Origin of the sequence: Micromonospora sp. NPDC048898 (genome assembly GCF_043198035.1) — a bacterium.
Taxonomy (GTDB): Bacteria; Actinomycetota; Actinomycetes; order Mycobacteriales; family Micromonosporaceae; genus Micromonospora.
Map to the genome: position 1 here is coordinate 195,054 of NZ_JBICUF010000004.1, position 13,124 is coordinate 208,177.

A 13,124-nucleotide genomic window follows, 5' to 3' on the forward strand; every position below is an offset into this window, starting at 1 on the left:
CTGACGTTCCTTCCTCAGTCCCAGTCCAGGCCGCCGCGCCGCCACACGTAGGCGTACGCAACGAAGACCGCGACGATGAACAGGACCATCTCCACGAAGCCGAAGATCGGCAGAGCGTCGAACGTGACCGCCCAGGGGTAGAGGAAGATGATCTCGATGTCGAAGACGATGAAGAGCATCGCCGTCAGGTAGAACTTGATCGGGAACCGGCCGCCGCCGACCGGCTGCGGGCTGGGCTCGATGCCGCACTCGTAAGCCTCGAGTTTGGCCTTGTTGTAGCGACGTGGCCCGGCGAAGCGGGCGGCGCCGACGGAGAACAGCGAGAACGCCGCGGCGAGGGCGAACAGCCCGATGATCGGTGCGTAAGGCGAGAGCGACATCGTTTTCTCCTGCTCGTCCTTCCCTGCCCTCGGTGCTTGACGAAAATCACACTATTCACGTCCCTCGCAGTGGCAGTCGGCGGGGGTCGATCTTTGTCAGCGTCGGGGCCGTGACCAGCACCGATGCCGTCCTACTCAGACAGCTGGCGCGGCCTTCGTCATCGCGTTGATGACCCGGTCCATCGCATCCCCACCGCGTGGGTCGGTCAGGTTGGCCAACAGCTTCAGCACGAAACGCATCAGCGTCGGGTGCGGCATGCCGTGTTTGGTGGCGATCCGCATGATCTCGGGGCGGCCGATCAGTTTCACGAAGATGCCACCCAATCGGTAGTAGCCGCCGAGCCGGGCCTTCAGCTCGTTCGGGTACGCCAGCAGCGCGCGCTCGCGTTCCGGGCCGGCGGGCCGGGCGAGCGCCTGGACCGCGACCTCCGCGGCCAGCTCACCGGACTCCATCGCGTACGCGATGCCCTCGCCGTTGAACGGGTTGACCATGCCACCCGAGTCGCCGACCAGCAGCACACCCCGGGTGTAGTGCGGCACCCGGTTGAAGCCCATCGGCAGCGCGGCGCCGAGGATCGGACCGTCGGCGTTCGTCTCGTCGGTCATCCCCCAGTCTTGCGGGGTGTTGGCGAGCCAGTCGGTGAGCAGCCGGCGGTAGTTGGTCTTGCCGAACGCCGAGGACGAGTTGAGCACGCCGAGGCCGACGTTGACCCGCCCGTCACCGAGGCCGAAGATCCAGCCGTACCCGGGCAGCAGGTTGTCGCCGCTGTCCTTGCTGCGCAACTCCAGCCAGGACTCCAGGTAGTTGTCCTCGTGCTTGGCCGGCGAGCGGTAGTAGCGGCGGACGGCCACGCCGATCGGCCGGTCCTCCCGCTTGGCCAGCCCGAGCGCGAGCGGGAACCGGCCGGAGACCCCGTCGGCCGCGACGACGAGCGGGGCGTGGAAGGTGGTCGGCTCCTTACCCGGGCCGACCTCCGCCTCGACGCCGGTGACCCGGCCGTCGCCGTCGAGCACCGGGCCCAACACGTTGACGTTGGTGCGCAGCTTGGCACCGGCGGCCACCGCCCGCTGCGCGAGCAGGTCGTCGAAGTCCAGCCGCGTGCGGACCAGCCCGTAGTTGGGGAAGCTGGCCAGCTCGGGCCAGTCCAGCTCCAGGCGGACGCCGCCGCCGATGACCCGCAGGCCCCGGTTGTGCAGCCAGCCCGCCTCGGGCGAGGTGTCCACACCCATCCGAATGAGCTGGCGCACGGCGCGTGGGGTCAACCCGTCGCCGCAGACCTTCTCCCGGGGGAACTCGGTCTTCTCCAACAACAGCACCCGTACGCCGTGCCGGGCCAGGTGGTACGCGGTCGCTGACCCACCGGGACCGGCGCCCACGACGATGACGTCGGCGTCGTGTTCCACCGCGGTCATTCGCGCCTCCTCCCGCACGCTCGTGAAATCCTTCACAAGCCAGACGGGACGAGTGTATGACCGGCGTCATACCTGCGCAGGATCAGGGGTACCTAACTCGCCGATGTGACAGCCGATGATCGTCCACAGCGGTCGAGTGTCAGGCCGGGCTGGGTGCGTCCAGGCCCGCATCGACCCGGATGGCCTCCGGCAGATGCTCCCGGAGTGCCCCACCCGCTGCCCGGTCCAGCGCCGCCAACACCTCGGCGACCACCTGCCGGACCTCCACCGGATCGGCTCCGGCCAACGCGCGCAACTGGGCGATGAGTTCGGCCGCGTCGTCGTCGGTGGCGGCCACCGGGTCCGCCGGGTCTACTCCGGTCATGCGAACGAGCGTACGGGGCAAAGTGGACTAAAACCCGATATTCACGAAACCTGAGCAATGTCCGGGTCGGTCGCTCCGACTACTCGCGGATCCCCCGGTGCAGGGCCACCACGCCACCGGTCAGGTTGCGCCACGCCACCCGGCCCCACCCGGCCGCGGCGACCCGTCCGGCCAGCGCCTCCTGCGCCGGCCAGGCCCGGACCGACTCGGCGAGGTAGACGTACGCGTCGGGGTTGCTCGACACCGAGCGGGCGACCACCGGCAGCGACCGCATCAGGTACGACAGGTAGACCGTCCGGAAGACCGGGTTGACCGGGGTGCTGAACTCGCACACCACCAGCCGTCCACCCGGCCGGGTGACCCGCGCCAACTCGCGCAGGGCCGCGTCGGTGTCGCTGACGTTGCGCAGCGCGAAGGAGATGGTCACCGCGTCGAAGCTGGCGTCGGCGAACGGCAGCCGCAACGCGTCGCCGGCCAGCAGCGGCACCTCGGGACGGACCCGCTTGCCGGCGTACAGCATGCCCAGCGACAGGTCAGCCCCCACCGCGTACGCCCCGGACTGCGCCAACTCCCGGGTCGAGACGCCGGTGCCCGCGCCCACGTCCAGCACCCGCTCGCCCGGCCGCAGCCCGAGCGCCGACCGGGTGGCCCGACGCCAGGACCGGTCCTGGCCGAAGGAGATCACCGTGTTGGTCAGGTCGTAGCGCTCCGCCACGCCATCGAACATCGCGGCGACCTCGTGCGGCTGCTTGTCCAGACTGGCGCGCTGGCCCTGCGGGGAACGGCTCACCCCCTCCACTCTGCCAGCCGCCCGCCACCCGGCACTCATGGGGTGACGCGAACGGGCAGGGTGGTCACCCACCCCGCCCGCACGTCGTACCGGTTGTCGCGACGCCTCGTCAGCGTGTCACCTGTCAGTCGGTCGACTTCTCGTCGCTCGGGGCGACCAGGACGACCTTGCGCCGACGGGAGAGCACCAGCAGCGCACCGCCCACCAGCAGGATGAGACCACCGATGCCACCGATCAGGCCGACCTGCACACCGGTGACCGGCAGACCACCACCACCGGAGCCACCGGCAGTTGGCGACGTGGTCGTGCCCGGCGTCGCCGTGCCGCCCGGGGTGGGCGTGCCGCCCGGCGTCGGGGTGGCCGTCCCGCCCGGGGTCGGCGTGGCCGTGGGCGTCGGGGTGACGGTGGGGCTCGGGGTCGGCTGGGCGCTCAGGTCGACGAAGACATCGAAGATCGCCTGGTTGTCTCCCTCGTCGACCTCGGTGAAGGCCTTCCGCTGGGCGCTGGTCGCCACCTCGGGCCGCTCCTCGGCCTGACCCGTCGCGGCGTCGAGACCCTGCGCGACGAGCTCGCCGACCCGCAGCACCGGCTCGGTGACGTTCGCGCCGACCGTCACCCTGACGTCCGCCGTGTAGTACTCACCGGGCTTGATCACCGCGCCGTCGTCCTGGCAGAGCGCCTGGGCGACGTCGGCGAAGGTCTGCGACACGCAGGTGTCCGGAAGCGTGGCGAAGGTGACCCCGACCGGGAGCGTGAGCACGTAGGACAGGCCGGTGGCCTTGCGGCTGCCGTCGTTGTAGACCGCCCAGTCCAGCGGCACCGTCTCGCCACGCCTGACCGGCCGGAGGTTGGGGTCGTCGCCCTGGACGCCGTTCACCACGACGTTCGCGTGGACGTCCTGCACCCAACTGGTCAGGTCGTAGCCGCGCTTGCCGACGGTGATGTCGTGCTCGACCCTGTTGTCCTTCTTCTTGGGGTCGGCGGTGGCCGAGGTGATGGTGACCACCAGCGTGCCGGCCTCGCCGCGCGCACCGGTGGAGAACAGCGGAATGCCGAAGTCCTCGCTGGTGCCGGCCGGCACGTCGCCGAGCGGGCAGGTGAACGTCTTGCCCTTCACCTGGCAGCCCTTGGGCACGACGACCCCGACCACGCTCTTGCGCAGGTTGCTGGTGTCCACGGTGTAGCTGACGCCCTTGGCGGCGACCGTGCTCCGGGTGTTGTCGACCAGGAACTTGAACGGCTTGGCCTTGGCCGCCTTGACACCCTTGGCCAGCTCGAAGCTGAGCGGCGTCAGAGCCAGATCGGCCTGGTCGGCGGCCTGCGCCGGGGCGGCCACGGCGGCCAGGCCACCGGCCGCGAGCACTGCCACAACGCCGGCGCGGGCCAGGGCCGAGCGGTGGAACGCTGTCATCGGTCCCCCGGGGGTAGGGAAAGTAAGAGTGGTTGCGGAACGAGCGGACGTTATCGAAGGTGGATCACGCACGCCAGCATCGGAGACCCTTTTCATCCGTCCGGCCCGGGGTGGGCAGACGGTACGGGCGGGATGGTCACCCATCCCGCCCGTACCGCCGTGCGTTATATGAACGACCCGCAACGGGCCGATGGAGGACAGCCCACGAACGACCATCAGACCACCCGCCACCAGCACGATCGCGCTGAATCACCGGTCGCCGGTGGTGACGGATATGAGCCGGGACGCTAGCCGCCGACGATCATCTCCACCACCCCGCGACGGACAGCCTGACGCTGCGGCGGACGGGACCACCCGTACCGCCGGGGCCGGCCGGCGGGAGCATGAGCCTCGATCAGCCGAACGGTCGGGCGTCGAGCCGCGTCAGTTGACCTCGACAAGTGGCAGGGACCGGCCCGCGCCACCGCCGGGGAGCGCGATCGAGGAGAAGTGCGAGACCACCCGCTCGTCGGTCGGGTCGTCGGCCGGCGTGTGGTGCACGGCGAGCCGGTTGTAGAGGGTGTCACGCTGCGCGGGAATCCGGTCCGCCGAGCGGATCATGCCGATCAGCTCGTGCAGGTTGGAGCGGTGTCGCGCGCCGGCCGAGGAGATCACGTTCTCCTCCAGCATGATCGAGCCGAGGTCGTCGACGCCCATGTGCAGCGCGAGCTGCCCGACGTCCTTGCCGGTCGTCAGCCAGGACGCCTGCAGGTGCGGCACGGTCTCGAAGAAGAGTCGGGCCACCGCGACGAGGCGCAGGTATTCCAGCGTGGTCGCCTGGGTGCGGCCCTTGAGGTGGTTGTTCTCCGGCTGGTACGTCCACGGGATGAAGGACCGGAACCCGCGGGTGCGGTCCTGCACGTCCCGGATCATGCGCAGGTGCTCGATCCGCTCGGCGTGCGTCTCGCCGGTGCCCATCATCATGGTGGCGGTCGACTCGATGCCCTGCCGGTGCGCCAGCTCCATGACCTCCAGCCAGCGCTCGCCCGACTCCTTGAGCGGCGCGATGGCCTTCCGCGGACGCTCCGGCAGCATCTCCGCGCCGGCGCCCGCGATCGAGTCCAGACCGGCGATCTTGATCCGGGCGATGGCCTCGTCCAGGCTCACACCGGAGACCTTCGCCATGTGCAGGATCTCGCTGGGGCCGATCGAGTGGATGACCAACTGCGGGTACGCCTGCTTGACCGAGGAGAACAGCTCCTCGTAGTACTCGACGCCGTAGTCCGGGTGGTGGCCACCCTGCAGCATCACCTGGGTGGCGCCCAGCTCGACCGCCTCGCCGCACCGGCGCAGGATCTCCTCGGTCGGGTGGGTCCACCCTTCCTGGTGCTTGGGCGCCCGGTAGAACGCGCAGAACTTGCACGCCGTCACACAGACGTTCGTGTAGTTGATGTTGCGGTCGATCAGGTACGTGACGACGTTGTCCGGGTAGCGCCGCCGACGCACCGCGTCCGCCGCCTCGCCCAACGCGTGGAAGGGCGCCTCGGTGTAGAGCAGCAGCGCCTCCTCGGGCGTGATCCGCCCGCCGTCCGCGCCCCGCTGCAGGATGTCGTCGATCTCCCGGCTCACCGTCACATCCCGAGCGTACGTCGGCGTCAACTCGTCGCGCGGACCTGGGGACGCTGATGTGACCCCCAACGGCGTTCGCTATATATTTTGAAGATCAAAATATAATATATAGAATCTGTTGACATCTTATGCCATCGGTCCCGAAAATACTGTCGAGGTTGAGGGAGGCGCGATATGAGCGACACGGATACCGCTCCGAGCATCGCTGCCCGTTGTCGAGCCGACGGCGGACTAACGCAAGCAACTCTCGGCGAGTTACGGGACGAGTTGGGCTACCGAAAGCTCGGCCGCTGGGTCCTCGCGGAGATCGCCGAGACACTCAGAGCGGCAGGCCTCGGCTTCTTCCCGCCAGAGCGACTCGCTGCCGAACTCAACGCCGAGCCGCGCCAGTGGCAGACGGTCTGGATTTACGTTCGAGATGGCGGGCCGCGGGCACGAGTGATCGATGCCGTGCTTCAGCCGGACGACTGCGATGTACGCGCGGAACTCGACGCCATCGGCACCAAGAACCCGGCGGGGCTGACACCTCAGCAGAGGTTGGATCGAATCCGCGACATCCTCAACGCGTAGGCCAGGGTCAGCGACCACCACAGGAAGGGTCCACACGCCATGAACGCGCACGTCTTCGTGGACGAGACGAAGGAGCGAGGGCTTCTCGTCGCGGCTGCGGTCGTGCTTCCGGCGGACCTGGCCGCTGCCCGCCGAACCGTTCGCGCTCTGATTCTGCCTGGCCAGCGCCGCATCCACTTCCACAAGGAGAAAGACGATCGACGTCGGCAGATAATCGCTGCTGTCGTTACACTGCCAGCCCATGCGGTGATCTTCGACGCGAGGAGACACCGCGACCCCCGGGCGGCCCGCGAGGGCTGCCTCGTCGAACTCGTGGACCACGCAGCGAAGATCAACGCTGCGCGCCTCGTCCTGGAGCGCGACGATTCGACATTCCAAGCCGACCGGCGTCTGCTCTTCGAGCAGGTGAGGAAGTCGGGGACGTCTGGCAACCTGCGTTACGACCAACTGAGAGCCCACGAGGAGTGCCTGCTGGCCATTCCCGACGCAGTGGCCTGGTGCTGGGCCAAGGGCGGACGATGGAGGACGTCCGTGCAGCGCGTCGTCAGAGAGACGCGGCAGGTCTGACCAGGTCCGGGAAACGCGAGACCCGGCCCACCCACCGTCCGGAAGGCTGCCGGGTCCACTTCCAAAGAGCTACTGCCCCTGGCACTTGCCAGGCTACCTCTGCCCGTCGCTCACGGACAAGGAATTGGGGCGCTCCGACTCCCGCGTCGCCCCATCCGGCCCTCCGACGCGCGTCCGTTCATCCGGAGGAGCGCTCCGACGGCATCCGACCGACAAACCGGGACCAAGCGGCCCGGTCGAAGGCCAGTACCGGGCCGGCCGGGTCCTTCGAGTCGCGGACGGCGATCGCGTGGGTCAGCTCGGCGACCTCGACGCAGTCGGCGTTGGTGCCGCTGCGGCTGGACTTGCGCCAGGTCGCGCCGGACAGCTCCGTAGTGATCATCGGGGACTCACTCTCGCTCGTGCTCCGTTGCGACCCGCGCAACGAACTCCACCGAATCGACGGGGCTCAGCGCCACCTCTGCCAGCCTATCGGCCTCCCGTCGGAAGTGCGCCACCTGCGGCGCCTCCTCCAGGAACAGCCCGGCCAGCTTGTGGTCCAGATAGACCACGGACCGGTTGCGGGGAAAGTCGAAGAGCGCGAACGACCCGTCCAACCCGGTGTGCCCACCCACCGCCAGCGGCACCACCTGCAACGTCACGTTCGGCCGCTCGGCGGCCTCGATCAGGTGCCGAAGCTGGCGGGCCATGACGCGGTGGCCACCGAGCACCCGGCGCAACACCATCTCGTCGAGCAGCGCGTGCAGCGTCGGCGGCGTGGCCCGGCTCAGGATCGCCTGCCGGCCCAGCCGGGCGGCAACACGCCCCTGCGCCTCGTCGTCCGGGATGCCACCACTGCGCATCAGCGCCTGGGTGTAATCCGGGATCTGCAACAGGCCCGGCACCAGCAGCGGCTGCCAGTTCACGACGCTTGTCGCCTCGGCCTCCAGCCGGATCAGCGTCCGGGACTCGTCGGACAGCCCACCGATCGCCTCCCACCAACCGGTCTCGGCCGACCGCTCGGCCATCCCGAGCAGCCGCTTCCGCTCGTCCCCCGTGACGCCGTAGATCACCAGCAGCGAGGCGACATCCGCGGCCAGGATGCCCTGGATGCCGGTCTCCATCCGGGATAATTTGGACGGTTGCCAGCCCAGCCGGATAGCCACCCGACGCAGCGGCAGTTTGCGCGCCTCCCGCAGGTCGCGTAGCTCGCCGCCGAGTCCACGACCGACGACAGTGGGTTGACTGGCCTTCGGCATCCTGATCCTCCGCGTCGATTCCCGTCCCGCCGTCACGCTGACGGCATGGACTCGTCGCGTTGAGTATTGACTTGATCTCAGGAACCCGCAACCATCGCAAGCAATGTTGCTGGCATTCGTTCGCTACCCGAAGGTTGCGATGCCCGTCCGGACCCACCAGCCCGCCTGGCTGCGACCATACGATCCCGCCGATTCACCCGGGCCGATCCCGTCGGTGATCAACCGCTTCCGGCGGCGCGGACGGGAGGACGAGCCCGCCCCAACGGAGGCGGAGCGAGAGGCGAGTCGATACACAGTGGTGCTGGTGCCACCCGAAGCCGCAGTGGCGCTCGGCGACGACCGGGGCGAGGTCCGCCTGCAACTCTTCCGCGACACCGACTGGGACCACTACCCGGCCCACCTCGACGAGGCGGTCAAGCTGATCGAGGAGGCGTGCGGCGAACGGGTCGCCCTGGTCGAGCACCGCTCCGACCTCACCTACTGGACCGCCCACGTCCGCCCCAACGACTGACGTCGGGCTTACTCAGCTCTCACGTACCTCGACCCGGATGCCGTACATGTCCCGCAGCTCCGCCGCGAGCACCGGCCCCACGAACGCCGGCACGTGCGCCTCCTACCACTGCCGTTCGGCCCGTCGGTCGTTCGGCGCGCTCACGCGTCGTAGTCGACAGTGAGCTTGTCGGTGGTCGGGCTGGACTGGCAGGTCAGGACGTAACCGGCGGCCAGCTCGTCGGGCTCCAGGGCGTAGTTGCGGGCCATCGTGACCGCCCCGTCGACGACCTTCGCCTTGCAGGTCGAGCAGACACCGCCCTTGCACGCGTACGGCAGCTCGCCGCGCACCTTGAGCGCGGCATCCAGCACCCGCTCCTCGCGACCCATCGTGAAGCTCGACGACCGGCCGTCCAGCACGACGGTGACCTCGGCCCCGGCACCCGCCTGGTCGACAGGACGGCGAACCGGCTCGGGTGGCGCGTCGACGTGGAACAGCTCGGTGTGCACCGCCGCCTCGGGCAGGCCGCGTGCGGTCAGCACGTCCCGGACGTCGATCACCATGGCGTACGGGCCGCAGAGGAACCATTCCTCGATCACGTCGCCCGGCACGATGGTGCCCAGCAACCGCCCCAGCCGCTCGGCGTCGATCCGCCCGGAGAGCAGCGCCGACTCACCCTGCTCGCGGGAGAGCACGTGCACCAGGTGCAACCGGCTGGGATAGCGGTCCTTCAGATCGGCCAGCTCCTCGGCGAACATCACCGTGTTGGCCGTGCGGTTGCCGTACACCAGGGTGAAGGTGCTGGCCGGCTCGACGGCCAGGGCGGTCGCGACAAGCGCGAGCACCGGCGTGATGCCGGAGCCGGCGACGACCGCGCCGTAGTGCCGCACCCGGTCCGGCGCGAACGCCGTGGTGAAGGTGCCCAACGGCGGCAGCACCTCGACCGTGTCGCCGCCACGCAGCGCCCCGCACGCGAACGCCGAGAACGCACCGCCCGGGATCTCCCGCACCCCGATCCGCAACCGGCCGTTCCGGGCCAGGTCGTCGGGGGTGGAGCAGATCGAGTACGACCGGCGCACGTCCGTGCCGTCCTCAGCCACGCGCCGCACGGTGAGGTGCTGGCCCGCGCGGAACGCGAAGGTCTCCCGCAGATCCTCGGGTACGGCGAAGGTCACCGCGACAGCATCGTCGGTGAGCCGGTCGACGGCGGCGACCGACAACTGGTGGAAGACCGGCCGCCGGCGGACCGGGCGGGTGATGGTGACAGTCACAGCGCCTTCAGGTGGTCGAAGGGTTCGGAGCAGGACCGGCACCGCCACAGCGCCTTGCACGCGGTGGAGCCGAACCGGCTGACCTGCTCGGTCTCCGGCGAGCCGCACTGCGGGCACCGGACCGCGAGGGTCAACGGGACGACACCGGTGGCGGGCACCGGGGCCGGCGGGGCGATCCCGGCGGCGGCGAGCTTGGCCCGCCCGCCCGCGGAGATCCAGTCGGTGCTCCACGGTGGGCTGTAGACGGTGCGGACCTCGGCGTCGGCGTGGCCGGCGACCGCCAGCGCGCGGCGGATGTCGGTACGGATCACGTCCATCGCCGGGCAACCGGTGTAGGTCGGCGTGATGGTGACGGTGACCCGACCGCTGGCCGGGTCCTCCTCGACCGCCCGCAGGATGCCCAGCTCGTCGATGGTGATCACCCGGATCTCCGGGTCCACGACGCTGGCCGCGGCCTCCCGCGCGCTCACCCTGCCGCCGGTCACGACGGCCGGGCCCGCGGTCCGCGCGCTCACCGTGCCGCCGGTCACGACGGCCGGGCCCGCGGTCCGCGCGCTCACCACTGCGCTCCGGGATGGGCGCGGTGCAGCACCTGCATCTCGGCGAGCAGGTAGGCCAGGTGCTCGGTGTGCACGCCGTCCCGCCCACCGGCCGGGGCCCAACCGCTCTCCGGCAGGGTGAGCGTCGCCTCGGCCACCACCGCGCCGACGGTCTCGTCGAACGCCGGCCGCAGGGCCGCCGGGTCGACCGGCGCCGCCGGGTCCGCGGCGAACAACTCGTGGGTGTACGGCCACACCTGGTCGACGGCCGCCTGCATGCGACGGTGCGACTCCTCGGTGCCGTCGCCGAGCCGCTTCACCCACAGCGCGCCGTGGTCCAGGTGGTACGCCGACTCCTTGCGCGCCTTCGCGCCGATCGCGGCCAACCGCTCGTCCGCACAGCCGGCCAACGCCGAGTACAGCGGTAGCTGGTACGCCGCCAGGAAGAACAGCTTCGCCATGGTCACCGCGAAGTCACCGTTGGGCAGCTCGACCAGGAGCGCGTTGCGGAACTCGCGGTCGTCACGCAGGTACGCCAACGCGTCCTCGTCGCGGCCGGCGCCCTCCAACTCACCCGCGTACGACAGCAGCAGGCGCGCCGCGCCGAGCTGGTCGAGGGCGATGTTGGCAAGCGCGATGTCCTCTTCCATCTCGGGCGCACGGGTGGTCCACTCGGCCAGTCGTTGCGCCGCGATCAGCGCGTCGTCGCCGACGGCGAGGGCGAAGTCGAAGGGCCCGTTCACGCCGGCACCTCGCTACGCTCGGCGGCGACGCGAAGCGCCCCGCCGCTGAGCTGGCTGGCTCGCTCGCTCCGCTCACTTCCCGCCACCACCTCGCTACGCTCGGCGGCGACGCGAAGCGCCCCGCTGCTGAGCTGGCTGGTTCGCTCGCTCCGCTCACTCACAGGTGGGCCACCCCGTCCGGCACCTCGTAGAAGGTGGGGTGGCGGTAGACCTTGTCGGCCGCCGGGTCGAAGAAGGCGTCCTTCTCGTCCGGGCTGGACGCGGTGATCGCACCGGCCGGCACCACCCAGATCGACACGCCCTCCTGGCGGCGGGTGTACAGGTCCCGGGCGTTGCGCAGGGCCAGCTCGGCATCAGGGGCGTGCAGGCTGCCGACGTGGGTGTGCGACAGCCCTCGTCGCGCCCGCACGAAGACCTCCCAGAGCGGCGAGTGTTCGGTCGTCACGCGGCCACCTTCTCCTTCTGTTGCGCCCGCTTCGCGGCATACGCCGCGGCGGCCTCGCGTACCCATGCGCCGTCGGCGTGCGCGGCCCGCCGGTGGGCCATCCGCTCCCGATTGCACGGGCCGTTGCCCTTGATGACCTGCATCAGCTCGTCGTAGTCCGGCTGGGTGTAGTCGTACGCCTGCCGCTCCTCGTTCCAGCGCAGGTCGGCGTCGGGGATGCGCAGCCCGAGGATCTCGGCCTGCTGGACGCACATGTCGACGAAACGCTGCCGCAGGTCGTCGTTCGAGAAACGCTTGATCTTCCAGGACATCGACTGGGCGGAGTGCGTGGAGTCGCCGTCCGGCGGGCCGAACATCGCCAACGACGGATACCACCAGCGGTCCACCGAGTCCTGTGCCATCGCCTGCTGCTCCGGGGTGCCGTGCGCCAGGGTGTGCAGGATCTCGTAGCCCTGCCGCTGGTGGAACGACTCCTCCTTGCAGACCCGGATCATCGCTCGGGCGTACGGGCCGTACGAGCAACGGCACAGCGGCACCTGGTTGACGATCGCCGCGCCGTCCACCAGCCAACCGATCGCACCAACATCGGCCCAGCTCAGGGTGGGGTAGTTGAAGATCGAGCTGTACTTCTGGCGGCCGTCGAGCAGCAGCCGGACCAGCTCGTCGCGGCTGATGCCGAGGGTTTCGGCGGCGGCGTAGAGATAGAGGCCGTGGCCCGCCTCGTCCTGCACCTTGGCCAGCAGGATCGCCTTGCGCTTGAGTGAGGGCGCCCGACTGATCCAGTTGCCCTCCGGCTGCATGCCGATGATCTCGGAGTGGGCGTGCTGGGCGATCTGCCGGATCAGCGTCCGGCGGTACGCGTCGGGCATCCAGTCGCGCGGCTCGATCTTCTGCTCGGCGTCGACCACCTCGGCGAAGTACGCCGCAAGGTCCTCGTCGGGCGTGGGACCGCCACGCCGCCCGCGCGCCGCTGCCGCGCGTAGTTCCGCCTCGGCGGCCTCGACCTCGCCCAGCAGGCCGCCGGGCGCCTCGTCCGGGGTGCCGTCGGGTGCGCCGTCGAAGGCGCCGTCGGCGGCGGAGAAGTCGTTGCCATACATGCTGTCAAGTGTTACAGCTTGCGACGCGTTGCACCAGGGGGGTGTAATAGGAATCCGGACGGCCGATCTGTAATCGAATGAACGCTTTGTGCTACCTGACTGGCCCCGCAGGGCCGTGACTTAGGCCACGAAACAAAGTTGAAACACTGCAAAAACCTCATAGCGGTCCCATATCCCGCCTTCATCGCAGTTTGCCTG

Annotated in this window: 17 protein-coding genes; 3 read left to right on the forward strand and 14 right to left on the reverse strand. The window is 69.7% G+C overall.

The features are described from left to right. Positions 1-14 precede the first annotated feature (14 nt). The 6 genes from ACGFIQ_RS13875 to mqnC all read right to left on the reverse strand — a co-directional run bounded on the left by ACGFIQ_RS13875 (position 15) and on the right by mqnC (position 5,972). Complete coding sequence (locus ACGFIQ_RS13875; RefSeq protein WP_110565037.1) at positions 15-380, reverse strand: NADH-quinone oxidoreductase subunit A; 366 nt, start codon at positions 378-380, stop codon at positions 15-17. A 135-nt stretch (positions 381-515) separates the two neighbouring features. Then, positions 516-1,793 carry a geranylgeranyl reductase family protein gene (locus tag ACGFIQ_RS13880; protein WP_393243451.1) on the reverse strand — a complete coding sequence of 426 codons (1,278 nt, stop codon included), beginning with the start codon at positions 1,791-1,793 and terminating at the stop codon, positions 516-518. 139 nt (positions 1,794-1,932) lie between these two features. Beyond that, positions 1,933-2,157, reverse strand: coding sequence for a hypothetical protein (locus ACGFIQ_RS13885; protein WP_393243453.1), 225 nt, complete (start codon positions 2,155-2,157; stop codon positions 1,933-1,935). 79 nt (positions 2,158-2,236) lie between these two features. Beyond that, on the reverse strand, positions 2,237-2,947 hold the full coding sequence (locus tag ACGFIQ_RS13890; RefSeq protein ID WP_393243455.1) for a demethylmenaquinone methyltransferase: 711 nt from the start codon (positions 2,945-2,947) through the stop codon (positions 2,237-2,239). 124 nt (positions 2,948-3,071) lie between these two features. Further along, positions 3,072-4,358 carry an LPXTG cell wall anchor domain-containing protein gene (locus ACGFIQ_RS13895; RefSeq protein ID WP_393243457.1) on the reverse strand — a complete coding sequence of 429 codons (1,287 nt, stop codon included), beginning with the start codon at positions 4,356-4,358 and terminating at the stop codon, positions 3,072-3,074. Positions 4,359-4,781: 423 nt separating this feature from the next. Then, positions 4,782-5,972: a cyclic dehypoxanthinyl futalosine synthase gene (gene mqnC, locus ACGFIQ_RS13900; RefSeq protein WP_393243459.1), complete on the reverse strand. Its 1,191-nt coding sequence runs from the start codon at positions 5,970-5,972 to the stop codon at positions 4,782-4,784. Positions 5,973-6,140: 168 nt separating this feature from the next. Here mqnC and ACGFIQ_RS13905 point away from each other — a divergent pair, with 168 nt between their 5' ends. Then, on the forward strand, positions 6,141-6,536 hold the full coding sequence (locus ACGFIQ_RS13905; protein WP_393243461.1) for a hypothetical protein: 396 nt from the start codon (positions 6,141-6,143) through the stop codon (positions 6,534-6,536). A gap of 39 nt (positions 6,537-6,575) precedes the next feature. Beyond that, a complete protein-coding gene (locus ACGFIQ_RS13910; RefSeq protein WP_393243463.1) occupies positions 6,576-7,103 on the forward strand; it encodes a hypothetical protein in 528 nt (175 codons plus the stop codon). A gap of 178 nt (positions 7,104-7,281) precedes the next feature. Here ACGFIQ_RS13910 and ACGFIQ_RS13915 read toward each other — a convergent pair whose 3' ends face one another. Together ACGFIQ_RS13915 and ACGFIQ_RS13920 are read right to left on the reverse strand one after the other, a co-directional pair. Beyond that, positions 7,282-7,485 carry a DUF397 domain-containing protein gene (locus ACGFIQ_RS13915; protein WP_393243464.1) on the reverse strand — a complete coding sequence of 68 codons (204 nt, stop codon included), beginning with the start codon at positions 7,483-7,485 and terminating at the stop codon, positions 7,282-7,284. 7 nt (positions 7,486-7,492) lie between these two features. Continuing rightward, a complete protein-coding gene (locus tag ACGFIQ_RS13920) occupies positions 7,493-8,341 on the reverse strand; it encodes a helix-turn-helix domain-containing protein (protein WP_393243466.1) in 849 nt (282 codons plus the stop codon). A 304-nt stretch (positions 8,342-8,645) separates the two neighbouring features. On the opposite strand from ACGFIQ_RS13920, the gene ACGFIQ_RS13925 reads away from it, so the two are divergent. Beyond that, positions 8,646-8,852 (forward strand): hypothetical protein, encoded by a 207-nt coding sequence (locus tag ACGFIQ_RS13925; RefSeq protein ID WP_393243468.1) that lies wholly within the window; start codon positions 8,646-8,648, stop codon positions 8,850-8,852. A gap of 140 nt (positions 8,853-8,992) precedes the next feature. Here ACGFIQ_RS13925 and paaE read toward each other — a convergent pair whose 3' ends face one another. The 6 genes from paaE to paaA form a co-directional block, all read right to left on the reverse strand. Then, the gene (paaE, locus tag ACGFIQ_RS13930; protein WP_393243470.1) at positions 8,993-10,102 is read right to left on the reverse strand and encodes a 1,2-phenylacetyl-CoA epoxidase subunit PaaE; all 1,110 of its coding nucleotides are present in this window, start codon (positions 10,100-10,102) and stop codon (positions 8,993-8,995) included. After that, positions 10,099-10,572: a 1,2-phenylacetyl-CoA epoxidase subunit PaaD gene (gene paaD, locus ACGFIQ_RS13935; protein WP_357068955.1), complete on the reverse strand. Its 474-nt coding sequence runs from the start codon at positions 10,570-10,572 to the stop codon at positions 10,099-10,101. Before paaD ends, paaE begins: the two co-directional genes overlap by 4 nt. Before the next feature lie 86 nt (positions 10,573-10,658). Then, positions 10,659-11,384 carry a 1,2-phenylacetyl-CoA epoxidase subunit PaaC gene (gene paaC, locus ACGFIQ_RS13940; RefSeq protein WP_393243472.1) on the reverse strand — a complete coding sequence of 242 codons (726 nt, stop codon included), beginning with the start codon at positions 11,382-11,384 and terminating at the stop codon, positions 10,659-10,661. Continuing rightward, complete coding sequence (locus tag ACGFIQ_RS13945; RefSeq protein ID WP_393243474.1) at positions 11,381-11,545, reverse strand: hypothetical protein; 165 nt, start codon at positions 11,543-11,545, stop codon at positions 11,381-11,383. Before ACGFIQ_RS13945 ends, paaC begins: the two co-directional genes overlap by 4 nt. Continuing rightward, positions 11,542-11,829, reverse strand: coding sequence for a 1,2-phenylacetyl-CoA epoxidase subunit PaaB (gene paaB / locus ACGFIQ_RS13950; RefSeq protein WP_355027413.1), 288 nt, complete (start codon positions 11,827-11,829; stop codon positions 11,542-11,544). Before paaB ends, ACGFIQ_RS13945 begins: the two co-directional genes overlap by 4 nt. After that, the gene (paaA, locus tag ACGFIQ_RS13955) at positions 11,826-12,926 is read right to left on the reverse strand and encodes a 1,2-phenylacetyl-CoA epoxidase subunit PaaA (protein ID WP_393243476.1); all 1,101 of its coding nucleotides are present in this window, start codon (positions 12,924-12,926) and stop codon (positions 11,826-11,828) included. The genes paaB and paaA overlap by 4 nt, the downstream gene beginning before the upstream one ends. Between the last annotated feature and the right edge of the window lie 198 nt (positions 12,927-13,124).